The organism is Faecalispora sporosphaeroides DSM 1294 (assembly GCA_000383295.1).
Classification (GTDB): Bacteria; Bacillota; Clostridia; order Oscillospirales; family Acutalibacteraceae; genus Faecalispora; species Faecalispora sporosphaeroides.
The window spans coordinates 1-22,129 of the sequence record KB911071.1 but is presented as its reverse complement, the minus strand read 5'-3'; the positions used below and the strand labels follow the sequence as shown (position 1 = coordinate 22,129).

Annotated in this window: 25 protein-coding genes; 23 read left to right on the top strand and 2 right to left on the bottom strand. The window is 56.0% G+C overall.

Translation table 11 applies throughout. The features are described 5' to 3' along the window. Positions 1-8 precede the first annotated feature (8 nt). The 11 genes from G340_RS0110970 (at position 9) to G340_RS0110920 (ending at position 6,056) form a co-directional block, all read left to right on the top strand. On the top strand, positions 9-947 hold the full coding sequence (locus G340_RS0110970; RefSeq protein WP_020073704.1) for an XkdQ/YqbQ family protein: 939 nt from the start codon (positions 9-11) through the stop codon (positions 945-947). Between the two features lie 4 nt (positions 948-951). Beyond that, positions 952-1,191 (top strand): hypothetical protein, encoded by a 240-nt coding sequence (locus G340_RS0110965; RefSeq protein WP_020073703.1) that lies wholly within the window; start codon positions 952-954, stop codon positions 1,189-1,191. Then, positions 1,188-1,577, top strand: a complete 390-nt coding sequence (locus G340_RS0110960) for a DUF2634 domain-containing protein (protein ID WP_020073702.1) — start codon at positions 1,188-1,190, stop codon at positions 1,575-1,577. The genes G340_RS0110965 and G340_RS0110960 overlap by 4 nt, the downstream gene beginning before the upstream one ends. Next, positions 1,570-2,649 (top strand): baseplate J/gp47 family protein, encoded by a 1,080-nt coding sequence (locus G340_RS0110955; RefSeq protein WP_020073701.1) that lies wholly within the window; start codon positions 1,570-1,572, stop codon positions 2,647-2,649. The genes G340_RS0110960 and G340_RS0110955 overlap by 8 nt, the downstream gene beginning before the upstream one ends. Then, the gene (locus tag G340_RS0110950) at positions 2,649-3,212 is read left to right on the top strand and encodes a putative phage tail protein (RefSeq protein ID WP_020073700.1); all 564 of its coding nucleotides are present in this window, start codon (positions 2,649-2,651) and stop codon (positions 3,210-3,212) included. The genes G340_RS0110955 and G340_RS0110950 overlap by 1 nt, the downstream gene beginning before the upstream one ends. A gap of 187 nt (positions 3,213-3,399) precedes the next feature. After that, positions 3,400-3,546, top strand: coding sequence for a hypothetical protein (locus G340_RS17950; protein ID WP_154653183.1), 147 nt, complete (start codon positions 3,400-3,402; stop codon positions 3,544-3,546). A gap of 83 nt (positions 3,547-3,629) precedes the next feature. Next, a complete protein-coding gene (locus G340_RS16735; protein ID WP_020073698.1) occupies positions 3,630-4,367 on the top strand; it encodes a DUF6273 domain-containing protein in 738 nt (245 codons plus the stop codon). Positions 4,368-4,378: 11 nt separating this feature from the next. Continuing rightward, the gene (locus G340_RS0110935) at positions 4,379-4,807 is read left to right on the top strand and encodes a hypothetical protein (RefSeq protein WP_020073697.1); all 429 of its coding nucleotides are present in this window, start codon (positions 4,379-4,381) and stop codon (positions 4,805-4,807) included. Further along, complete coding sequence (locus tag G340_RS17520; protein ID WP_020073696.1) at positions 4,807-4,935, top strand: XkdX family protein; 129 nt, start codon at positions 4,807-4,809, stop codon at positions 4,933-4,935. The genes G340_RS0110935 and G340_RS17520 overlap by 1 nt, the downstream gene beginning before the upstream one ends. Next, entirely contained in the window at positions 4,928-5,803 is an 876-nt protein-coding gene (locus G340_RS0110925; protein ID WP_020073695.1) for a glycoside hydrolase family 25 protein, read from the top strand. The genes G340_RS17520 and G340_RS0110925 overlap by 8 nt, the downstream gene beginning before the upstream one ends. Positions 5,804-5,840: 37 nt before the next feature. Next, positions 5,841-6,056, top strand: coding sequence for a phage holin family protein (locus G340_RS0110920; RefSeq protein WP_020073694.1), 216 nt, complete (start codon positions 5,841-5,843; stop codon positions 6,054-6,056). 110 nt (positions 6,057-6,166) lie between these two features. On the opposite strand, the gene dusB is transcribed toward G340_RS0110920, so the two are convergent. Continuing rightward, positions 6,167-7,162, bottom strand: coding sequence for a tRNA dihydrouridine synthase DusB (dusB, locus tag G340_RS0110915; protein WP_020073693.1), 996 nt, complete (start codon positions 7,160-7,162; stop codon positions 6,167-6,169). A gap of 359 nt (positions 7,163-7,521) precedes the next feature. On the opposite strand from dusB, the gene polA reads away from it, so the two are divergent. From polA to G340_RS0110875, 8 genes are all read left to right on the top strand, one after another. Next, positions 7,522-10,104, top strand: a complete 2,583-nt coding sequence (gene polA / locus G340_RS0110910) for a DNA polymerase I (protein WP_020073692.1) — start codon at positions 7,522-7,524, stop codon at positions 10,102-10,104. A gap of 50 nt (positions 10,105-10,154) precedes the next feature. Further along, positions 10,155-10,580: an arsenate reductase/protein-tyrosine-phosphatase family protein gene (locus G340_RS0110905; RefSeq protein ID WP_020073691.1), complete on the top strand. Its 426-nt coding sequence runs from the start codon at positions 10,155-10,157 to the stop codon at positions 10,578-10,580. After that, a complete protein-coding gene (gene rimI / locus G340_RS0110900; RefSeq protein WP_020073690.1) occupies positions 10,564-11,019 on the top strand; it encodes a ribosomal protein S18-alanine N-acetyltransferase in 456 nt (151 codons plus the stop codon). The genes G340_RS0110905 and rimI overlap by 17 nt, the downstream gene beginning before the upstream one ends. Before the next feature lie 16 nt (positions 11,020-11,035). After that, on the top strand, positions 11,036-11,764 hold the full coding sequence (locus G340_RS0110895) for a flavodoxin family protein (RefSeq protein ID WP_020073689.1): 729 nt from the start codon (positions 11,036-11,038) through the stop codon (positions 11,762-11,764). Beyond that, complete coding sequence (gene tsaD, locus G340_RS0110890) at positions 11,761-12,780, top strand: tRNA (adenosine(37)-N6)-threonylcarbamoyltransferase complex transferase subunit TsaD (protein ID WP_020073688.1); 1,020 nt, start codon at positions 11,761-11,763, stop codon at positions 12,778-12,780. The genes G340_RS0110895 and tsaD overlap by 4 nt, the downstream gene beginning before the upstream one ends. Positions 12,781-13,050: 270 nt before the next feature. Then, on the top strand, positions 13,051-14,820 hold the full coding sequence (locus tag G340_RS0110885) for a phosphoenolpyruvate carboxykinase (GTP) (protein WP_020073687.1): 1,770 nt from the start codon (positions 13,051-13,053) through the stop codon (positions 14,818-14,820). Positions 14,821-15,135: 315 nt separating this feature from the next. Next, positions 15,136-16,488, top strand: a complete 1,353-nt coding sequence (gene gdhA, locus G340_RS0110880) for an NADP-specific glutamate dehydrogenase (protein WP_020073686.1) — start codon at positions 15,136-15,138, stop codon at positions 16,486-16,488. Between the two features lie 323 nt (positions 16,489-16,811). Beyond that, positions 16,812-18,257: an NCS2 family permease gene (locus G340_RS0110875; protein ID WP_020073685.1), complete on the top strand. Its 1,446-nt coding sequence runs from the start codon at positions 16,812-16,814 to the stop codon at positions 18,255-18,257. 124 nt (positions 18,258-18,381) lie between these two features. Here the strand turns inward: G340_RS0110875 and G340_RS0110870 are convergent, their stop codons facing one another. Further along, on the bottom strand, positions 18,382-19,239 hold the full coding sequence (locus tag G340_RS0110870; RefSeq protein WP_020073684.1) for a radical SAM protein: 858 nt from the start codon (positions 19,237-19,239) through the stop codon (positions 18,382-18,384). Between the two features lie 282 nt (positions 19,240-19,521). Between G340_RS0110870 and folE the strand changes: the two genes are divergently transcribed. Genes folE through folK form a run of 4 tightly spaced genes read left to right on the top strand, consistent with a single transcriptional unit; the run spans position 19,522 to position 21,785 of the window. Beyond that, positions 19,522-20,094, top strand: coding sequence for a GTP cyclohydrolase I FolE (folE, locus tag G340_RS0110865; protein ID WP_020073683.1), 573 nt, complete (start codon positions 19,522-19,524; stop codon positions 20,092-20,094). Then, entirely contained in the window at positions 20,091-20,939 is an 849-nt protein-coding gene (folP, locus tag G340_RS0110860; protein ID WP_020073682.1) for a dihydropteroate synthase, read from the top strand. Before folE ends, folP begins: the two co-directional genes overlap by 4 nt. After that, positions 20,932-21,303: a dihydroneopterin aldolase gene (gene folB / locus G340_RS0110855; RefSeq protein ID WP_020073681.1), complete on the top strand. Its 372-nt coding sequence runs from the start codon at positions 20,932-20,934 to the stop codon at positions 21,301-21,303. Before folP ends, folB begins: the two co-directional genes overlap by 8 nt. 8 nt (positions 21,304-21,311) lie before the next feature. Continuing rightward, a complete protein-coding gene (gene folK, locus G340_RS0110850) occupies positions 21,312-21,785 on the top strand; it encodes a 2-amino-4-hydroxy-6-hydroxymethyldihydropteridine diphosphokinase (RefSeq protein ID WP_326522382.1) in 474 nt (157 codons plus the stop codon). Positions 21,786-22,129 lie beyond the last annotated feature (344 nt).

Below are 22,129 nucleotides of genomic sequence, written 5' to 3'. Positions count from 1 at the left end.
GTGATGCAATGCTATTAATCAACAATACCGATATTTCCGATATTGCGCTGAACGTGACCTATCATTCTTCCTGGAACAACGGAGCCGGGCAGTTGACTTTTGATTACCCTTCCTTAAAAGCTGGAATGTTCCCAAACGGCAGCACGGTAATTTTCACTTACGGCAGTGCAAATATCTTTTATGGCTTTCTCTTTACAACAAAGCAGGACACGAAAAAGTTCAGCTGCGTCTGCTACGACCAGCTGAGATATTTTAAAGCGAAAAACTCCATCATTCGTCCTGTTGGTACCCTGTCGGAGTTTTTAAATACGGTAGCGGCGGCCATCGGCGACCGGGTGAGGCTTGGTCAAGTTGACAGCACCGCTGCAAAGCTGACACAGTATCGATTTAATAATCAGACTCACCTGGATATGATCTACCAATCGATCGAGGAAAATCTGTATACAAACGGATACTGGTATGTCCTGCGCGATAACTTCGGAGCGATTGAGCTGCGCGATCTGGTAGACCTGCGGCTGCCGATTTTGATAGGGGACGGCTCGATGGGAACCGGCTTTGACTATGAGCGCTCCATCGACGAGGACACCTACAACTACATTAAAGTGGCCAGGGACGACAGTAAAACAGGCATCCGCAACGCCTATGTTTCGATGGATTCCGGCAACATCAAAAGCTGGGGAAAGCTGCTGCTCTTTGATAAGGTAAGCGCCGACTTGAATGAATCGCAGCTGGCGGCGCGCGCGAATCAGCTGCTGCAGCTGAAAAACCGGGAAACCCAAACCCTGAAGATCGACTGCATGGGGGATGCCCGGGTGTTTGGCGGCAGCGGAATTCGGATCAAGATTGCCGAAGCCGGTCTGGATTTGTGGGCGGTTGCAGACCAGGTAACACACAATTTCGGCCACAGCAGGCACACCATGAATCTGGAATTAAAATTTGTGTGGTGATGATATGGACTTAAATACCGCAATTAAAAGTATCGTAAAGGAATACCTGCAAAATGAGGTGCTGTGCGACTTGATCTATGGAACATGGCGCGGCAGCAGCGTGAAGATCGATAACCGGCCCCTGGAGGTTCCGCTCGAAATGGTGGATGTGCCGAAGGGACTTGTGGTAACGGTCGGAGCGCGGGTCAGCCTGATTCAAAAGCACGGCGGCCAGCGATTTGCAGTGATAGGGGTGATTGAATGAGCGTACTGAAAACCTATGGAGACGACACGGACGGCTTTCACCCCTCTAAAACGTGGAGACTGTCCGGAAATCGCCTGCAGGGAATGATCGACGGGAAAGAGGCCGCCGCGCAGGCGGCTGAGCTGGCGCTTTCTACAGAGCGTTTTTTCTACGACATTTTTTCATATGATTACGGCGTGGAGCTTACCGACCTGATCGGGAAGGACCGTGAATACGCAAAGGCCGATTTACGGAGGCGCATCGAAGAGGCGCTCGGCGAGGATGACCGGATTACGGGAATCTCCGACTTTACCGTTGACTTTGATCGGGAGGCCGCAAAGGTACGCTTTACAGTAAATACCATCTTTGGAGAGTTTAACGCGGAAAGGAGTGTAACGCTTGGCTGAAGCTTATGAGTACGAGGCGATCCTGAAGCAGATGCTGGATCAGGTACCCAACGATATTGACAAGCGGGAAGGCAGCATCATTTACCACACGCTGGCGCCCACTGCCTTTGTGCTGGCCCAGCAGACCTATATGATCGCGTATTTGACGGATCTGCTGTTTGCGGACACAGCGCAGGAGGAGTGGCTGGATCGGGTGACATCGGATTTCGGCGTCGACCGCGAACAAGCCACGCGGGCGGTACGGCAGATCAACACCTTTGACGGGAACGGCGAGCCCAAAGAGATTCCGATTGGCAGCCGTTTTGCGGTGCAGGATGTCTCCTTTACCGTTACGGAAAGGCTTGGGGCAGGCCGGTACAAGGCCGTCTGCGACCAATCCGGCATTCAGGGCAACGCCTATGGCGGCGGTATTTTGCCGGTGGATAACATCAACGGCCTTGCGTCGGCGGAGCTGGTTGCCCCCGCGCTGATTCCTGCTCGGGATCAGGAAAGCGACGATGATCTTCGCGCGCGGTTTCAAACCGCGGTGCGGCAGCAGCCCTACGGGGGAAACATTGCGGACTACAAGGAAAAAACGCTGGCCATTGACGGCGTGGGTACCGTTCAGGTATTCGGCGCTCCGTCCATGGGCGCCGGCCGGGTTGGGCTGATCATTGGCGACGAACAGGGCAACACCGCCACACAGACGCTGGTAAACAAGGTGCAGGCCGTGATGGGCACAGACGGCGACGGAATCGCGCCGATCGGTCACACGGTAACGGTGGGAACCTCTGTGAATCTGCCGGTGAATGTAACGGCGCAGATCCGGCTGAGAGCCGGGGCTGGGCTGGAGATGGTGAAGCCTTCGGTAGAACAGGCGATTGCCGATTACATCGGCAGCATCGATTTTACCGCGGAAACACTGTTTTACGCAAAGCTGGTCGCGAATATTCTAAACGCACATGAGAGCATTGTCGATGTTGGTACCATGACGATGAACGGTGCCAGCGCCAATCTGTCCCTGCAAAAAAGCTTTGCCGCATACCAGGTGCCCACAATCGGGACGATCACAGTGAGCGAGGTGACCGGCTGATGTTTTATGACCATAAAAACGATTTGAAAGGCTACCTGATTGAAAAACTGCAGGATGTTGTGGAGATCGACGCGATCGCCGGGGTCGTGAATATTCAGATGGACGCTTTGTCGGAGCAGGTGCGGCGGATGGTGAAGAACAAATCCGTTTCCACCTGCGACGAGGCGGGAGCACAGCGCTGGGAACGCCTGCTCGGCGTGTCCTCTCCGCTGAATTCTACCTTACAGGCGCGGCGCGACGCGCTCAAAGCCAAGCTAATGACGAAGCCGCCGATCAATGTCAACGTATTGCGGGGAATGGTGGAGGCGTACATGGGCCTTGGCGTTGATATCAGTGTGCAGGATTTTGTCATCAAAATCCGCTACCGCGGAGAGAGCCGCGTGGCCGACCTGAACCCGCTGTACGCAACGGCCTATGAGACGATTCCGGCCAATCTTCTGCTGGACATTGCTTATCACTATGTAACCTGGGATGAGCTGGACGCCCAATTAATGACGTTTGACCAGCTGGACGCGAAGAATTTGACCTTAATGCAATTAGAAAGGGGCGAGTGGATTGCCTGATATTACTACTTTATTTGAGGGAACCGATGGGGTATCGCGTACTCTGTTCAACCAGAAGCTGTCTGACATCAACGCACATGGAAACGAAACCACCGCTCACATCACCGCGGCCGAGAGGGAGAAGTGGAACGCCGCCGTCCAATCTGCAACCATCGGCGGGTCGGCGGTAACAAAAAGCGGGACAACATTGCAATTGCCTGCATATCCCACCACCCTACCAGCCAACGGCGGCACTGCGGCCGACACCACAGCTATTACCAGCTCTCTTACCGTATCCACGGCCGCGCCTACGTCCACGCTGCGCACCGGTACGCTGTGGGGGGTGTATGGCTGATGGCGGAACTCTGGACGTCATCTGGCGGGGTTAACCGCAAGCTCAAAGAGCTATACACTCCATCTGGCGGAGTCAACCGGAAATTGAAAGAATTGTATGCGGTCAGCGGCGGCGTGAACCGGAAGATCTTCAGCGGAAGTATACCGTTATCCAGCTTGCCTGTTGGCACTAAAATCAAGCTCAAGGAAAACGGAGCTTTTGCCAACTACATCGCGGTAAACCAAGGCAAACCGTCCTCCATTTACGATGACTCCTGCGACGGAATCTGGTTTCTGCGTGAAAGCATCTACGAAACCAGACAGTGGCATAGCTCGAACGTCAACAACTATGCCAACAGCACAATCAAGACCTATCTCAACGGCACCTTCCTCGCGCTGTTCGACAGCGCTATCCAGAATGCGATTAAGCAGGTCAAAATTCCTTACCGGCCCGGCAGCGGAACCAGCAGCACGGTAAACAGCGGTTCCAGTGGCCTGTCCTGCAAAATCTTCCTGCTGTCCGGATACGAGATGGGCTGGACGTCCAGAGACAGCCAGTATTTCCCGGCCGAAGGCGCGAAGCTGTCCTACTTTGATTCCGGAACTGGCACGACCGCCAACAACAAAAGAATCGCGTATCTCAGCGGCAGCGTCACCTACTGGTGGCTCCGCTCCCCGTTCACCTACAACTCGTCCTTCGTGCGGTTCGTCAACTCGTATGGCGACTGCGGCGACTGCAACTGCTCCTTCTCGGGCGGGGTGCGGCCCGCTTTGGTATTGGATTTCAAATCTAACGTTTTAAGCACGCCAGATACAGACGGAGTATTCATTTTAGACGTTTAAGGAGGCTTATTATGTCACAGCAAATCATTTTCGCGGACGGCACCACACTTGATGTTGCCAAAATCGACGGCCAGTCGACCTACCATCAAGGTGCGCAGCGGGACAGTTTGGAGATACAGATCACCAAGGGCACAATCTCTTTTGATGTTCTGGATACACTGACCGCCGACAGCACCCAAACCGACCGTCTGACAATTATTACGCAGGACGGCGACCAGCAGATGCAGGCTGTATACGATCACTACGTTATTCGGTCGGCGCTGGCGCTCAAATCCGTAGAGGTACCGGCCACAGCAGATACCCCTGCTGTTACCGAGGAGAGGTTTTGCGTCACGCTGGCGCAGCTCACTTATGCGGAGACGCAGCAGGCGGCGCAGGCAGCCACAATTGATGCGCTCGGTCAGCAGATCGTGACGTTGACTCTGGGAGGTGCAATGTAATGGTGTTTTGGACAATTGCTTATCGGCGCGGATGGGCTACAAAGGTGCAGCTCGGGCAGGCGGTTGCGAAGGGATTGATCACCGCCGAGCAGTACAAAACCATCACAGGGGAGGATTACAATGCTTAACGGCATTGACGTCAGCAGCGCCAACGGCTGCGTCGACTGGGACAAACTCAAGGGCAAAATTGACTTTGCCATCCTGCGCTGCGGCTATGGCAGCGATCGGGCAGATCAGGACGACAAGCAGTGGGCGCGGAATGTAGCCGAGTGCAGTCGGCTGGGCATCCCGTGGGGTGCATACCTGTACAGCTACGCTATGTCCACCGCAGAGGCAGAAAGCGAAGCGGCACACGCCCTGCGGCTGCTTCACGGCCTCACACCCGCCTACCCGGTCTACATCGATATGGAGGATGCCGACGGCTACAAGGCCAAACGCGGCGGCATCAGCAGACAGCTGGCAACCGACATTTGCCGCATCTTTTGTGAGCGGTTGACCGCCGCTGGGTACACTGCCGGGTTTTATGCCAACAAGGATTGGGCGGTCAACCGATTGGACATGGCGCAGCTCTCTAAATGGACGTTTTGGCTGGCACAGTATAACGATCGGGTTACCTACACCGGCAAGTACGATATGTGGCAGTACAGCAGCAGCGGCAGTCTGCCGGGCATCGTTGGCAGGGTTGATCTCAATTACTGCCTCAGGGATTTTTCTTTGGCTGCTGCCTCGAATAGCTCCGGCCTGCGTCTGGATACCTCAAGCAAAAACATGAACAGCGGTGAAAAATACACGGTGCTTGCCCACTGCCAGGAAAGGCCTGCGGTAACTATCGTCGGCCGAGATGTGATCGCCGTATCGGAACCGCGCCTTGACCCGAAAGGCCGCGGCTGGCTCATCGATGTGCAGGGACTGCCGCCGGAACCTGCGGTAAGGCATGGACATATAATGGTCACGTCGGGTGGACAGACCGTACAGTGCAATTTTAATGTGCGCTGAAGCATCGAGTTCCATCTGACGGAGAGGAGGGGATTCAATGAGCAAAATCAACTGGGCGCAAAAGCTGACGTCCCGTAAATTCTGGCTGGCGATTGCGGCCTTCGTAGTCGGTGTGCTGGCGCTGTTCGGGGCGGATGCAGACACCACGCAGCAGGTCAGCGGTGTAATTCTGTCGCTGGGCGCTGTGATTGCCTATATTGCCGGAGAAGGGTATGTGGACGGGCAGGCAGCGGGGGAAAACAAAACGGAATAGATGGAAAAGCCGCATACCGGCGCAGGAATGATGCGGAGAAAACGGATTACAAAAGAAAGCCCTCAGCCACAGGAAAAAACTGTGGCTGAGGGCTTTTGTTATATAGTCGATCAGCGTAAGGCTCCGCCTGCCGCGGAGGAAAGCACCTTCTGCGCCAGCAGCTCAATATCGCGAAAAACGGTGAGCTGCCCGGCCTCGCGGCGGAAGGACGCCGCGTTCGGCAGACCCTTCAGGTACCACCCGGCATGCTTGCGGGCCTCTCGCATGGCGCGGTCCTCTCCCTTGTCCTCGCACATGGCGCGCACATGGCGCAGCATTACGAGCAGCCGCTCATTCAGGGTGGGCGGCGGCAGGAGCACTCCTGTTGTGAGGTATGCGTGAACCTCGCGGAAAATCCAGGGGTTCCCCAAAGCGGCGCGGCCGATCATCACCATGTCGCAGCCGGTCTGCTCCAGCATTTTGGCGGCGCTTTTCGCGTCGGTGATATCACCGTTGCCAATCACAGGAATCTTTACCGCTTGCTTGACTGCGGCGATGATCTCCCAATCCGCGCTGGGCTGGTACATCTGCTCTCGGGTTCTCCCGTGAACGGCAATCGCGTCCGCTCCCGCCGCCTCGCAGATCTGCGCGATCTCTACGGCGTTGACGCTGTTTTTATCCCACCCCTTGCGCATTTTTACCGTTACCGGCACGTCCACGGCGGCTTTGACTGCCGCAACGATTTTGCCGCAGAGCTCGGGCTCCTTCATCAGCGCGCTGCCGCTGCCATGGCCCCGGCCGCTGGTGCCGCATACTTTCGGCGCAGGGCACCCCATATTGATGTCGATGGCGTCGGGAGAAAAGTTCATCGCGATTTCCGCGCCGCGCGCCAGGTAATCCGGCTCGTCGCCAAACAGCTGAATCGCCGCAGGCCGCTCTGTATCAGACAGCTTCATCAGCTGATTTGTTTTGTAGTTTTTATACGTCAGGCCCTGCGCGCTCACCATTTCGGTCACGACATACCCGGCGCCGAAATCCACGCACAGCTGGCGGAACGAGGCGTCGGTGATCCCGGCCATCGGTGCCAGAGCCGCGCGGCCCTCAATTTGAAAAGAACCCAGTTTCAAACAGAAAAATCCTTTCGATCTAAAAATGAAAATATACTATCTTCATAATATACCACAATCCGGGAGGAAAAGCACTTAATTTTTTCATTGGAAGATGTTATAATAACCTCACGGCATGGGCGAAAGCAACGCTTTCGATGCCTGAGGGAGCATGGAAACAGAATAAGCCGGGACGGAGAAACCATGGAATTATGATAATACCGCCTGTAAAGTGACTTCTCATAGCTGGGTGGGGTTTTGTACTTAGTATCATGTTATAATAATCGTATAGAATCGCCTTTCGGTTTCAGACAGAAACAAGGTGTTTTAAAATACAGACAACCGTTTCCGCTCCCCGCGGAGCGGAGGAATGGAGAAGAATGATGAAGTTATTGGTGCTTGACGGGAACAGTATTCTGAACCGTGCGTTTTACGGGATTAAGCTGCTGACCACGAAGGACGGCCATTTTACCAATGCGATTTACGGCTTTCTGACCATGCTCAAAAAAATATGGGATGAAACGCAGCCGGATGCGGTCGCTATTGCGTTCGACCGCAGGGAGCCCACGTTTCGCCACCTGGAGTACGACGGCTACAAAGCCCAGCGCAAGGGAATGCCGGAAGAGCTGGCGGAGCAGCTGCCTGTTTTAAAGGAACTGCTGGAGCTGCTCGGCTACCCTCTGGTGGAGCAGGCGGGCTTTGAGGCGGACGATATTTTGGGCACGCTGGCCAAGGCCAGCCGGGAGCAGGGCGCGGAATGCGTGATCGCCACCGGCGACCGCGACAGCTTACAGCTGGTGGGCGACGGCGTCACGGTGCGCCTTGCCGCAACCAAGTTCGGGCAGCCGCAGGTAACGGTGTACGACGCTGAGAAAATCCGCGAGGAATACGGCGTGGAACCGCCCCAGATGATCGAGATCAAGGCGCTGCAGGGCGACAGCTCCGACAATATCCCCGGCGTCGCGGGCATCGGCCCCAAGGGCGCGGGCGAGCTGATCCGCAGCTTTCACGACATCGATTATATCTACGAAAATTTAGCCACCATCGACATCAAAGAGGGGATGCGCAAGCGCCTGCGCGAGGGGAAGGAGAGCGCCTACCTCAGCCGCAGGCTGGGCACGATCTGTACGGACGTGCCGATCGATACGAAGCTGGAAACGTACCGCCCGCGGCCGGGCGACAAGGCGGCCGCGGCCCGTTTGATGGCCCGGCTGGAGCTGTTTTCGCTGATCCCGAAGCTGGGGCTCGACGCCGCGGCGCCGGAGGCTCCCGAGCATAGCAAAACGGCGGATTCCCTGCCGGTGAAGGCGCTGGCAGACGGCGCGGGGCTGCTGATCCCCCTGCAGGAGCAGGGGCGTGCGGATTTGACGGCGGTGTACGATGGGAACGAAATTTCCTCTCTGCTTTTGCCGATGAACGGAACCGTATTCGTCTTGAAGCCCGAAAAAGCGTTTTTGCGCGCGCTGTGCGGCAACGCGAAGATCGTCAAGAATATCCACAACAGCAAGCCGTTTTACGCCGCGCTGGAGCGGCTTGGCGTAGAGGTCAAAAATTTTGGCATGGATACCCTGCTCGCGGCCTACCTGCTGAACCCCACGTCGTCTGATTACGGGGTGGAGCGGCTCGCGGCGGAATATGAGGTGCCCGTTCCGGGTACGGACGGGGAGCATGCGGATGCGGCTCGCGCGGCGCTTCTGCCCGCTCTGGTCGATCGCCTGACGGCCGAAATCGAACGAAACGGCCAGCTCGACCTGCTCAAAAACATCGAGCTGCCGCTGGCAAAGGTGCTGGCCCGTATGGAAACAATCGGCTTTGCCGTGGACGCGGCGGGCATTGAGGAATACGGCAAGGGCCTGCAGACCCGCATCGATGAAATCCAGAGCCGCATTTACGAGCAGGTCGGCTACGAGTTCAACCTCAATTCGCCGAAGCAGCTCGGTCAGGCGCTGTTTGAAAAGCTGGGCCTGCATACGGGCAAAAAGACAAAAAGCGGCTACTCCACCAACGCGGAGGTTTTGGAAAGCCTGCGCTATGACCACCCCGCCGTTGAGCTGATTCTGGAATACCGCGGGCTGACGAAGCTCAAATCCACCTATTGTGACGGCCTGCTCAAGGTGATCGGGTCCGACGGGCGGATTCACTCGAGCTTTAACCAGACTGAAACGCGCACAGGGCGCATCAGCTCCACGGAGCCGAATCTGCAGAACATTCCCGTGCGCACCGAGCAGGGGCGCGAGCTGCGCCGCTTTTTCATCGCCCGGCCCGGGTGGGTGCTGGTAGACGCCGACTACTCGCAGATTGAGCTGCGGGTTCTGGCGCATGTGGCCAACGACAAAAATATGATTGAGGCGTTCCGCGAAAATGCGGATATTCACCGCAGCACCGCCGCCCAGGTGTTCCGCATGCCGGAGGAGATGGTCACGCCCATCATGCGCAGCCGCGCCAAGGCGGTCAACTTCGGCATCGTGTACGGCATCGGCGCGTTTTCGCTGTCGAAGAACATCGGCGTTACCCGCAAGGAGGCGGACGACTACATCAAGGCGTATCTGGCACACTACGACGGTGTGCGGAGCTACATGACCCGTGTGGTGGAGCTGGCGAAGGAGCGCGGCTATGCCGAAACCCTGTTCGGCCGCAGGCGCTACCTGCCGGAGCTGACCAGCAGCAACTTCAACCTGCGCTCGTTCGGTGAGCGCGTGGCCATGAACATGCCGATTCAGGGCACTGCGGCGGACATCATCAAAATCGCGATGATTCGTGTGGCGGAGCGCCTGACCCGCGAAAAAATGCGGGCGCAGCTCATTTTGCAGGTGCACGATGAGCTGATCGTCGAAGCGCCGGAGGAAGAGGCCAAGGCGGCGGCGAAGCTGCTTACGGAGGAAATGGAGAACGCGGTTTCGCTTTCCGTGCCGATGCTGGCGGATGCCAAGGTCGGCAAAACATGGTACGACGCAAAGGAATAAACCCATCGTTCAGCTCCCCGGCGGACAGCCGGGAAGAAAGAGGAATGCGTATGAAAATCATCTTTATCTGTACGGGCAACACCTGCCGCAGTCCGATGGCCGAGGGCCTGTTCCGCAGGCTGCTGGCCGAGCGCGGCATCACCGACATCACCTGTGACAGCGCCGGGCTGTTCGCGAATCCCGGCGAGCCCGCGGCGGCCAACGCGGTGGCCGCCTGCCGCGAGCTGGGCGTGGATCTTTCCGATCACCGCGCCAAGCCCCTTTCGCAGGAAATGCTGCAATCCGCCGATCTGTTTGTGGTGATGATGCAGAGCCACGCCGGGGTGCTCAAATCGTCGGGAGTACCGCAGGAGAAAATCAGGGTGCTCGGCGGCGGGGTTGGCGACCCGTTCGGCGGCAGCATGGCCATTTACCGCGCCAGCCGCGACCAGATTCAAAAGGCGCTGGAGGAGCTTTTGCATGAGCTGGGGCGCTGAAGAACTCCGCGTTGTCCCGATGCGGGAGCACCATCTGGACGCGCTCGCCGCGCTGGAGCGGCTCTGCTTTTCGCTGCCCTGGTCGCGTGAGGGCCTCGCCGCCGAGCTCGCGGAGCCGACGGCCTGCTTTCTGGTGGCGGAGTGCGGCGGAGAAACCGCCGGCTATGCCGGGATGCACTGCATTCTGGAGGAGGCGTATGTCGCGAATGTTGCGGTAGACCCAAGGTTCCGACGGCGCGGAGCCGGGCGTCTGCTGATGCAGGCGCTGGAGCGGGCGGCAATTGCACGCGGCGCGGCAACCCTGTCGCTGGAGGTGCGCGTCTCGAATGAAAGCGCGATCCGTTTGTACCGGAGCTGCGGATTTGAAAAAATCGGTGTGCGCCGGGGAATGTACGAGCAGCCGAAAGAGGATGGCCTGATCATGACAAAAGCCTTTTGAGGAAAGAAGGGTTCCGATGAAATACTGTATTGTGTATGGCGGCCCCCGAAAAAAGAATACATACCGCGCGGTGCAGATCGTCAAACAGCGGCTGGCCGCTTTGGAGCCTGCGGAGTTTGCCGAATTTTATCTGCCGCAGGATTTGCCGAAGTTCTGCACAGGATGCTATACCTGTTTTATGAAAACGGAAGAGAAGTGTCCCCACCGGGAATATGTGGGGCCGATCGAACGCGCGATGCTGGAGGCCGACGGCCTGATCTTCGCTTCGCCGGTGTACGTGATGGAAATGGCGGCGCCGATGAAAAACCTGCTCGACCATTTCGGGTATCTGTTTATGGCGCACCGCCCCCGCCGGGAGATGTTCCATAAAAGCGCACTGGTTGTTTCCACCACGGCCGGCGCGGGAACCGGGTACGCGATCAGTAATATTGCCCGTTCGCTGTCGTATTGGGGAATCAGCCGGATCTTCCGCTGCGGAATCGCCTTATGGGCCGAGGGCTTTGATGATATGAAGGAAGGCCGCCGTAACCAAGCGGAGCGTTCTCTGGTGCGGTCGGCGGATCGGCTGTATGGGAGCCTGAAAAAGGGCCCTTCGGCGTCCATTCGGACAAAGGGACTGTTTTTTATCATGAAGCAGGCGGTATTCAAGTTTGCGGATAACCCCGCGGACCGGACGTATTGGACGGAGCAGGGCTGGGCGCAGGGCGAAAAACCGTGGAATCAGACAAAGGGGAAACAGAAATGAGATTGTTGGGAATTGAAAGCTCGTGCGACGAAACAGCCGCGTCGGTGGTGGAGGACGGCCGCCGTGTGCTGTCGTCTGTGATTGCGTCGCAGGTGCTGGAGCACCGTAAATTCGGCGGCGTGGTGCCCGAAATTGCCTCGCGCCGACACGCGGAGGCGATTTCGGGTGTGGTGCGGCAGGCGCTGGACGACGCAGAAATGAAAATAAAGGATTTGGACGCCATCGCGGTCACTGCCGCGCCGGGGCTGATCGGCGCGCTTCTGGTCGGCGTGAACTTTGCGAAAGGGCTGAGCTTTGCGTCCGGCGTGCCGCTGGTGCCGGTGCACCACCTGCGCTCGCACGTGGCGGCGAATTATCTCACGAGCGCCGCGCTGGAGCCGCCCTTTTTGTGCCTGGTGGTTTCCGGCGGGCATACGCATATCGTCCGCGTGACGGATTATACCGGGTTCCGCGTGCTGGGCTGTACGCGCGACGACGCCGCGGGCGAGGCGTTCGACAAGGCGGCCCGCGCCATGGGCCTGCCTTACCCGGGCGGCGTGTTTCTGGACAAGGAGGCGGAGCGGGGAAATCCGGACGCGTTTTCTCTGCCGCACCCGTCGGTGGACGGCGCGCCGTTCGATTTCAGCTTTTCAGGCCTGAAAACGGCGATCATCAATCTGATCCACAACGCCGCGCAGAAAGGGGAGGAGCTGCCCCGCGCCGATCTGGCGGCTTCGTTCCGCCGCGCGGTGGTGGACTGCCTGGTACGCAACGTGACCGCCGCCATGCGTGAGACCGGGGAGCACCGGCTGGTGATTGCGGGCGGCGTTTCCGCCAATTCGCTGCTGCGGCGCGAGCTGGAGCGGCTCTGCGCGGAGAACGGCTGGGAGTTTTACCGGCCCGAGCTTTCCCTGTGCGGGGACAACGCCGCGATGGTGGCGTCGCAGGGGTACTACGAATTTCGGGCGGGCAGGCGCGCCGGGCTCTCTCTGAACGCGCTCGCCACCATGGATATTCAGCTCGATTTTGAAGCATAAAATCGCTTGCGAAGACCTTTGAAAAACCGGAATGATCTTCCCTCGTACCGGCGGAGAAAGAATCGGCGGGCCTCGCCGGAAAGAGAAAAGCCGGATTGGAAGAGAATGGCAAGCGGTGTTTTTTTCGTGATTCCTTAAACGAACTTAACAGTTATTCCGTTTGTTTTTTGGTAAACAATCCACAAATATCAATTGATTCCTGGGCCAAAATCGATTATAATAAGACCAGAGTTATCGTGATTTGGCCAACAGGCCGGAAGGAGAAATGGAATGACAAACAACAAATCGGTATTGAACTGGATCGAAGAAATGAAAGCTCTTGTCAAGCCCGATCAGCTCGTTTGGATCGATGGCTCGGAGCAGCAGATCGAACAGCTGAGAGCGGAGGCCTGCTCTACCGGTGAGCTGATTAAGCTCAATCAGGAAAAGCTGCCGGATTGCTATCTGCACCGCACAGCGGTCAATGACGTTGCCCGCGTGGAGGATCGTACCTTTATCTGCTCCCGCAAGGAAGAGGATGCAGGCCCCACAAACAACTGGATGGAGCCGAAAAAAGCCTACGAAATGCTTTATGATATTGCAAGGGACAGCTATCGGGGCCGCACAATGTATGTGATTCCCTACTCCATGGGCCCGGTCGGCTCTCCTCTGGCAAAAATCGGCGTGGAACTGACCGACTCCATCTACGTTGTGCTGAACATGGCGATCATGACCCGTGTTGGGCAGGCGGTTTGGGATGTTCTGGGCGATAATCCCGAGTGGGTGCGCGGGCTGCACTGCAAATGCCAGATCGATCAGGAAAAGCGCTATATATGCCATTTTCCTGAGGACAACACCATCATTTCCGTGAACTCCGGTTACGGCGGAAACGTTCTGCTGGGCAAAAAATGCTTTGCGCTGCGCATCGCTTCCAATCTGGGCCGCCAGCAGGGCTGGATGGCGGAGCATATGCTGATACTGGGCATTGAGAATCCCGAGGGCAAGGTCACCTATATTTCGGCGGCGTTCCCGTCTGCCTGCGGCAAGACGAACCTGGCAATGCTGATTCCGCCGGAGGGCTACCGCAGTAAGGGCTATAGGGTCTGGACAGTCGGCGACGACATCGCGTGGATGCGCCCCGGCGCGGACGGCAGACTGTATGCCATCAACCCCGAGAACGGATTCTTTGGCGTCGCGCCCGGCACGAATGCCAAATCCAACTTCAATGCTCTGGAGTCCACCAGAAGAGGCACCATTTTCACCAATGTTGCACATAACCTCGACGACAACACCGTCTGGTGGGAGGGCCTTGATAAGAACCCGCCCAAGAACGCGCTGAACTGGAAGGGCGAGCCGTGGGACGGCACCACTGCCTCCGACAAGGGTGCGCACCCCAACAGCCGCTTTACCGCGCCCGCCAAGAATTGCCCCTGCATCAGCCCCGAGTTGGATAAGGGCGAGGGCGTGCCGATTTCCGCCATCATCTTCGGCGGCCGCCGCGCGCAGACCACTCCGCTGGTCTATCAGTCCCGCGATTGGAACAACGGCGTGTTTGTCGGCTCCATCATGGCGTCCGAAACAACCGCCGCCGCCGCCGGCGCTGTCGGCGTGGTTCGCCGCGACCCCATGGCCATGCTGCCGTTCTGCGGCTACCATATGGGCGACTATTTCGGCCACTGGATCGAGATGGGAAAGATTTTGGGCGATAAGGCTCCGAAGATCTTCAACGTCAACTGGTTCCGCCTGGACGACGAGGGTCATTTCCTGTGGCCCGGCTTCGGCGACAACATGCGCGTGCTGGATTGGATTATCGCCCGCGTGGAGGGAAAAGCGGATGCGGAGGAAACCCCGATCGGTTTTGTGCCCAAGGCGGAGGATATCAACATCAAAGGCATTGAGGATGAGATTTCTCTCGAGACGCTGCGCAGCATCCTGAAGGTTGACAAGGAGCAGTGGGCCAAAGAGGCCGAGGGCATTGAGGAATTCTACCAGAAATTCGGCGACAGGCTGCCCAAAGAGCTGCATGACGAGCTCGAGAAGCTGAAAGAGCGCGTAAAATAAGCGTTTGAGTCCGCAATTTGAGGTTTGTTCCGTATCATTCATCTGCATAAAAGGAACGGTTCCTTCACCTGGAACCGTTCCTTTCTTATGTTTATGACAAAATGCGCCCATATTTTGAGCGAAAACACAGGGGAAAGCGGGTATGCTACAAGGCTTATAAATGAAATTATATACATTATTAGTTTCATAAAATGCAGATTAACACAACTGAAAATACTTAAAAAATCAATAAAATACAATAAAATGAATCGTATCTATTGAAAAAATTCAAAATAAAGAGTATAATCTAAACAATTTGTAGAGGAGGTAATCCACATGTCTTTTCAGAGTCAATATCTGTTGTCCGTGTATCAAGCTGTATGCCAACGCAACGCAGGCGAACCGGAATTTCTTCAGGCCGTTCAGGAGGTATTGGAATCCCTTGAACCCGTGGTCAACAAACGACCGGATCTGGTGAAGGCGGGTATTATAGAAAGGCTTGTGGAGCCGGAACGAATGATCCAGTTTCGGGTGTCTTGGGTAGATGACAAAGGCGAGGTGCGGGTAAACCGCGGCTGGCGCGTTCAATATAACTCCGCGATCGGCCCTTATAAAGGCGGGCTGCGCTTGCACCCCAGCGTAAACGCTTCTATCCTCAAATTCCTCGGATTTGAGCAAACCTTTAAAAATTCTTTGACCGGTCTGCCGATCGGAGGCGCAAAGGGCGGCGCGGATTTCAACTCAAGAGACAAAAGCGAGGGCGAGGTCATGCGCTTCTGCCAGAGCTTTGCCACAGAGCTGACCAAACACATTGGGGCGGATACCGACGTTCCTGCGGGCGATATTGGGGTAGGCCCCCGCGAGATTGGGTTTATGTTTGGCCAGTATAAACGGCTCAGCAACGAATTTACCGGCACCTTCACCGGGAAGTCCCTGTATTCCGGCGGTTCCTGGGTGCGCAAAGAGGCGACGGGGTATGGACTGTGCTATTTTGCGCAGGAAATGCTGTCTCATATCAAGCAGGATTCCTTTGAAGGGAAAACCGTAGTGGTCTCCGGCTCGGGGAATGTAGCAATTTACGCCAGCGAAAAAGCGGCGCAGCTGGGGGCAAAGGTAGTTGCCATGTCGGATTCCGACGGCTATATTTACGATGAAAACGGAATCGATCTGGAAGTGGTCAAGCAGATCAAAGAGGTGGAACGCGGCAGAATCAAATCGTATGCCGAGCGTGTTCCCGGAGCGGTGTATACCCCGGGCTGCGGAGAAATCTGGAGTGTAAAATGCGATGTGGCCCTGCCCTGCGCTACCCAAAACGAAATCAATGGCGAACAGGCGCAGCAGCTTGTGAACAACGGGGTCTCCGTTGTGGCGGAGGGGGCCAACATGCCCTGCACTCCCGAGGCGGTGGAGATTTTCCGCGCCAATCACGTTCTGTTCTCTCCCGGCAAGGCTTCTAACGCGGGCGGTGTTGCGGTAAGCAGTCTGGAAATGTGCCAGAACTCCATGCGCTATTCCTGGAGCTTTGAAGAGGTGGACGCAAAGCTGAAATGGATTATGGCAAATATTTTCCATAATGCGTATCAGGCCTCCGAGGAGTTTGACCACAAAGGGGATTTGGTGATCGGTGCAAATATCGCAGGCTTTTTGAAGGTGGCCGAAGCGATGAAATGGCAGGGCGTCGCCTACTGAGCCGGGTGCCTTTTGTACGGGTGGCGAAGGGTTTGTTCCGTGGAACAAACCCTTCTTTCAAACAAGACATAAAAAGCTGCAAATTATGACCATCATATAAAAGTAAAGTGTAAATTATTTCTAAAAAAGAAAGAATTCATGTAAAATTCTTAAAAAAGTTATGAATAAACTGTTTCTAAATCAAAAAATTTGTCGATTCGCACACTTGATTTTGAGTGAGGAATTCTCTATACTTAGGATTGTTGATTCAAGTCCTAAAAGATAGGCAAAATCCCTAAGAAGCCGCATTTGGCTTCTTACTTTATTTCAGGAGGAATGAATGAATGGCGGAAAACAAACAGGCTGCGTTTCACCCCAAGGGAGATTTTTTTGATCTGAAGGGTCAGAACACCAATGTTAGAACCGAGGTTATGGCGGGCGTAACCACCTTCTTTACCATGGTATACATTATTATGGTAAACCCCAGCATGCTGTCGCAGACGGGAATGCCCTGGGGCGCGGTTTTTCTGGCGACCATTATCGCTTCGGTGATCGGCACCCTTGTGATGGGGTTGTTTGCCAACGTACCTTATGCGCAGGCACCCGGTATGGGCCTGAACGCCTTCTTTGTTTTTACCGTTTGCTTCGGTTTGGGGTTTCAGTGGCAGGAAGCTCTCGCGATGGTTTTCCTGTGCGGCATCCTGAACATCATTATTACGGTCACCAGAATCCGTAAAATGATTATCGAGGCGATTCCTCCCATGCTGCAGCACGCGATCGGCGGCGGCATCGGCGTATTCATCGCGTATATCGGCGTGAAAAAGTGCGGTCTGCTCACCTTCACCTCCGACCCCGGCCAGAATGTAGTTCTGGACGGCGGCACGGTCGTTGCGAATTCCAGCATCGTCCCCGCGATTGTGCAGTTCAACACCCCGGCGGTTCTGTTGGCGCTGTTCGGCATTATCTTTACCGTGATTCTGATCATCCGCAACGTAAAAGGCGCGATTCTGCTCGGCATTTTGGTCACTGCGGTGATCGGCATCCCGCTGGGCCTGACCTCCATGAGCAATTCCGTCAGCTTTTCCGACGCGGTCGGCCAGCTGCCTGAGACTTTTGGCGCGGCGTTCGGCAACCCCGGCATGCAGTCGCTGTTCGCGGATGCTTCAAAGCTGCCTCTCGTTTTGATGACGATTTTCGCGTTCAGCTTGTCTGATACGTTTGATACCATCGGCACCTTTATCGGCACCGGCCGCAAGTCCGGCATTTTCTCCGAGCAGGATGAAAAGACGCTGGAACAGAATCAGGGTTTCTCGTCCAAGATGGACAGAGCGCTGTTCGCGGATGCGACCGCCACCTCCATCGGCGCGATCTTCGGCACCTCCAACACCACCACCTATGTGGAAAGCGCCGCGGGTATCGGCGCGGGCGGACGCACCGGTTTGACCAGTGTTGTCACCGCGGCCATGTTTATTCTCAGCGCATTCTTTGCGCCGCTTGTCAGTGCGATTCCCGACGCGGCCATCGCCCCGTCTTTGATTATTGTCGGTATCATGATGCTCAGCTCCTTCCGCGACATTAAGTGGGAAGACATGGAAGACGCGATTCCCGGATTCTTCGCCGGTATCTTCATGGCGTTTTGCTACAGCATTTCCTATGGTATCGCCGCGGGCTTCCTCTTCTACTGCGTCATTAAGACGGTGAAGGGCAAGGCAAAAGAGATTCACCCCATCCTGTGGGTCGCCACCATTCTGTTCGTGCTGAATTTTGTCATCCTGGCAAAAATCGGTTAAATTTGTTTGTTCGCCTTTTTAGTTTAGCTTGAGGTTTTATACAGAAAAAACCGCCTTGGGATTCACTCCCGGAGGCGGTTTTTCCTTTTGTGCGGCCCTGCGCGCCGCAGGGACTCCGTTTGCGTTAGCGGCGCGCTTCTCTTTTGCGCACCAGCTCGGTTAAACGCTCAATGTTGCGCAGCATGGCCTCTTTGTCCTCCGGCAAACGCCCGCGCACATCAATATAGTTGGAGGCGTGCGCGCTGGTGTAGTAGCAATGCTTTAAATCGAGGTTTTCGATCAGCAGCTTCATCTCCTCCAGCACCTGCACCGCGGAGGGAAGACGGAACGTCCCCTCGGCAATCTTGCGGAACATGTCGGTGTCGTTGCCCGCGTGCAGAACCAGCATGCCCACATAGTCGGGCTGCATCTGGTTCAGGGCGTCCGCGGTTTCCAGAATGTGCTCGCGCGACAGCTCCTGCCCGCCGAGGCCGGAGATAATGCTGACCGATAGGCGCAGGCCCGCGTCGGCAGCTGCCTTTGCGGCCGCAATCATCTCGGCCTTGGTGATGCCCTTTTGGACTTCCTCCAGAACCTTGTCGCTGCCGGATTCGAGGCCGATGTAAACCATCTCAAGCCCCGCCTCATGCAGCTGACATAATTCCTCATGGCTCTTGCGCAGGATGTCCTTGGCGGAAGCGTAGACGCGAACCGCCTGAAGGTCGGGGTACAGCTCACGGATGGTTCCCAGAATCTCGAGCAGCATCGGTGTCTTTAGCACCAGCGCGTCGCCGTCGCACAAAAAGATACGGCGGATTTGATCGCGCCAGCGGGAGCCCTCTACCAGATCAGCCTTGATTTCATCCAGATTGCGTACGCGGAACTGCTTATCGGAATACATGTCGCAGAATGTGCATTTATTCCACGAACAGCCCACCGTCACCTGAACCAGCAGGCTGTCGGCCTCCGACGGCGGGCGAAAAATGGTACCTTCATAATGCATGAGATGGAAATCCTCCTTATTGGTGCCGCGCTCCCCGCAAATTTTCGGGAACGAGCGGGTAATCTATTGCATATTCACGATGTTTTCGGTATGCTATTACTAAATTGTAGCATGATTCGATTGTTAAGAAAAGATCACGCGTTATTTTTGGCGATTTTACCTGCCGAATGTCCGCAAACAGGCCGCGAGTGAACACAATGCTTGATTTTCGGCCTCGATCCGGAAGAATGATGCAGGAATGTTGCCCGAGTGGAAATAAGAGTTGGCTGGGAGGCTTTGGATATGGATCAGGAGAGAATCAAGGCGGCGGTAACGGAGCTGCTGCTTGCGGTAGGGGAGAACCCGGAGCGCGAGGGACTGCTCGAAACGCCGGACCGCGTCGCGAAGATGTACGCCGAGATCTTTTCGGGGCTGGAGGAAGACCCCATGAAGCACCTGAAGATTTTTCAGGAGCCGCAGCAGCACGGGGAGCTGGTTCTGGTGCGTGATATTCCGCTGTATTCCGTTTGTGAGCATCACCTGCTGCCCTTTGTGGGCAAGGTGCATATCGCCTATATTCCCAAAGACGGCAGGATCATCGGGCTCTCCAAATTTGCGCGGATTGTCAGAACCTTTGCGTCGCGCCCCCAGGTGCAGGAGCGTCTGACGGCGCAGATCGCGGATTTTCTGTTCGACAATCTCAAACCGTACGGCGTGGCGGTTGTGGCTGAAGCGGAGCATCTCTGCATGACGATGCGGGGTATCCGCGCGGCTGGGGCGGTTACGCAGACCTCCGCCCTGCGGGGAGCGATGCGCACAGAGGCAAAAACCCGCGGCGAGGTGATGGCGCTGCTGGCGGGAGGCGGTCGCCGATGAGCGGATTTCGGGCGGGAAAATATTTCCTTTCATTGAATGGCCCGGCCTGTATCATGGGCATATTAAATGTGACGCCCGATTCATTTTCCGACGGCGGGCAGAACTTTCATCCGGAGGACGCGGTGGCGCATGCGCTCGGTATGCAGGAGCAGCGTGCTGGAATGATCGACATCGGCGGGCAGTCCACCCGACCCGGGTTTACCGCCATTCCTCCGCAGGAGGAGTGGGAGCGCATTGAGCCGGTTCTGAAAGCCCTTCAGGGACGCTTGAGCGTTCCGGTGTCCGTAGATACCTTTTACCCACAGGTGGCCTCACTGGCCCTTTCTGCGGGCGCCGACGTGATCAACGACGTGAACGGCTTTACCGACCCTGGGATGTTCCCCGCCGTGCGGGGGAGCGGCTGCGGCTGCATCATCATGCACAACGGGCACGTTTTAGAGGAAGATCCCGAAGAGGATATTCTGATTCGCGTGCGGCGCTTTTTTGAGGACAAGCTGCGGCAGGCGAACGAAATAGGTATTGCGCAGGAGCGCATCTGCTTTGACCCCGGTGTGGGGTTCGGTAAAACAGATCAAGAGAATCTGCGCCTGATTGCGAACGTCGGTGCCGTGCGTATCGACGGCTGTGCGCTTCTGATGGCCGCCTCGCGCAAGGGCGTCATCGGCAAAAGCTGCGGCAATCCGCCTGCGGAGGATCGAATGCCCGGCACGCTGGCGGCCCATACGTTGGCGCAGGCCGGCGGAGCACAGCTGCTGCGCGCACACGATGTTTCAGAAGCGGTGCAGGCGGCGCAGGTTGCGTACGCGGTGCTCAGCGAAAAAGTGGGAGGGACGAGTCTTGGATAAAATTATAGTAAAGGGATTGCGTGTTTTTGCATATCATGGTGTCAACGCGGAAGAAAAGCGCGACGGCCAGCATTTCGTGGTCGATCTCACCGCGTCTGTGAATTTATCTGCGGCGTGCGCCGGCGACAGCATCGACGACACAGTCAGCTATGCGAAAATAATCAAAACGGCGATCCGCGTCATGACGGAGCAATCTTATGATCTGCTGGAGCGGGTTGCCCAGCGGGTCGCGGAGCAGCTCTTTCGGGAATACCCCGCAGTAATGGAGCTGGAAATCCTGCTCAAAAAGCCGGAGGCTCCGATTCAGGCGGAGTTTGAGTACACGGCGGTATTGATTACCAGAAAGCGAAGTGATTTTAATTGAAAAAAGCAGTGATCGGATTAGGCTCTAACCTGGGAAACCGGCTCGAAAACCTTTCACACGCACTTCAGGCGCTGAAAAATCTGCCCGGAACAACGGTGATCGCCACTTCCCGTTTTTACGAAACCGCGCCCGTAGAGGTGCAGAGTGCCCAGAATGATTACCTCAACGCCTGTGCGCTGCTTCTTACGGAGCTTTCTCCCCGCGCTCTTTTGGGGGCGTGCCTCGGCATCGAGGCGGGCCTTGGCCGCGAACGCCGCGAATTTCATGGCTCGCGCGTGATTGATTTGGATTTGCTTTTATATGAAGATGTTGTTTTGCGCGAAGAGGAGCTTCGTCTGCCGCACCCCGGTATTTTGAACCGTGGATTTGTTTTGGAGCCTCTTTCCGACCTCTTCCCGGAAAAAGTGGCTCTGGGCCTGGATTTTTCCAGCGCTTTTCGCAGAACGGATTTCTCAGAAGTGCATCTTTTCGAGAGAAAATGAAAGTTTTTTAAAAAAAACCGAAAAAACTTCAAAAAAAGCATTGACAATAGGGGAATGGTTTGGTATTATAGTCAAGCGCCTTACGAAACGGCGCACGAAACGAAAGGCCGAAAAGCCCGGTAGAATCGGACAGGACCTTGAAAATTAAACAACGAGAAAGACAAGAAGGAACCCGTAATTTTTGAGAGAAAGCTTCTTGGAAACGAGAAGTGAGTACTTCCGGATAAGAGTTCTCAGAGCTCTATAAAAACTGAGAAACGCGAAAGCGTACTATTGAGCAGATAAAATGCTCTAAAATAGTTTAGACCGGCTTCAAGCCGTTTTAATACCATATTTTAGAGAGT

Excerpts from the sequence above, each read along its gene's own strand:
- tsaD (WP_020073688.1), top strand. The coding sequence starts at position 11,761 with ATGAGATTGTTGGGAATTGAAAGCTCGTGCGACGAAACAGCCGCGTCG.
- G340_RS17520 (WP_020073696.1), top strand. The coding sequence starts at position 4,807 with ATGGTGTTTTGGACAATTGCTTATCGGCGCGGATGGGCTACAAAGGTG.
- folP (WP_020073682.1), top strand. The coding sequence starts at position 20,091 with ATGAGCGGATTTCGGGCGGGAAAATATTTCCTTTCATTGAATGGCCCG.
- G340_RS0110885 (WP_020073687.1), top strand. The coding sequence starts at position 13,051 with ATGACAAACAACAAATCGGTATTGAACTGGATCGAAGAAATGAAAGCT.
- G340_RS0110965 (WP_020073703.1), top strand. The coding sequence starts at position 952 with ATGGACTTAAATACCGCAATTAAAAGTATCGTAAAGGAATACCTGCAA.
- rimI (WP_020073690.1), top strand. The coding sequence starts at position 10,564 with ATGAGCTGGGGCGCTGAAGAACTCCGCGTTGTCCCGATGCGGGAGCAC.
- G340_RS0110960 (WP_020073702.1), top strand. The coding sequence starts at position 1,188 with ATGAGCGTACTGAAAACCTATGGAGACGACACGGACGGCTTTCACCCC.
- G340_RS0110870 (WP_020073684.1), bottom strand. The coding sequence starts at position 19,239 with ATGCATTATGAAGGTACCATTTTTCGCCCGCCGTCGGAGGCCGACAGC.
- G340_RS0110935 (WP_020073697.1), top strand. The coding sequence starts at position 4,379 with ATGTCACAGCAAATCATTTTCGCGGACGGCACCACACTTGATGTTGCC.
- G340_RS0110925 (WP_020073695.1), top strand. The coding sequence starts at position 4,928 with ATGCTTAACGGCATTGACGTCAGCAGCGCCAACGGCTGCGTCGACTGG.
- gdhA (WP_020073686.1), top strand. The coding sequence starts at position 15,136 with ATGTCTTTTCAGAGTCAATATCTGTTGTCCGTGTATCAAGCTGTATGC.
- G340_RS0110920 (WP_020073694.1), top strand. The coding sequence starts at position 5,841 with ATGAGCAAAATCAACTGGGCGCAAAAGCTGACGTCCCGTAAATTCTGG.
- G340_RS0110875 (WP_020073685.1), top strand. The coding sequence starts at position 16,812 with ATGGCGGAAAACAAACAGGCTGCGTTTCACCCCAAGGGAGATTTTTTT.
- polA (WP_020073692.1), top strand. The coding sequence starts at position 7,522 with ATGATGAAGTTATTGGTGCTTGACGGGAACAGTATTCTGAACCGTGCG.
- G340_RS0110950 (WP_020073700.1), top strand. The coding sequence starts at position 2,649 with ATGTTTTATGACCATAAAAACGATTTGAAAGGCTACCTGATTGAAAAA.
- G340_RS0110905 (WP_020073691.1), top strand. The coding sequence starts at position 10,155 with ATGAAAATCATCTTTATCTGTACGGGCAACACCTGCCGCAGTCCGATG.
- G340_RS0110895 (WP_020073689.1), top strand. The coding sequence starts at position 11,036 with ATGAAATACTGTATTGTGTATGGCGGCCCCCGAAAAAAGAATACATAC.
- folE (WP_020073683.1), top strand. The coding sequence starts at position 19,522 with ATGGATCAGGAGAGAATCAAGGCGGCGGTAACGGAGCTGCTGCTTGCG.
- G340_RS0110970 (WP_020073704.1), top strand. The coding sequence starts at position 9 with ATGCTATTAATCAACAATACCGATATTTCCGATATTGCGCTGAACGTG.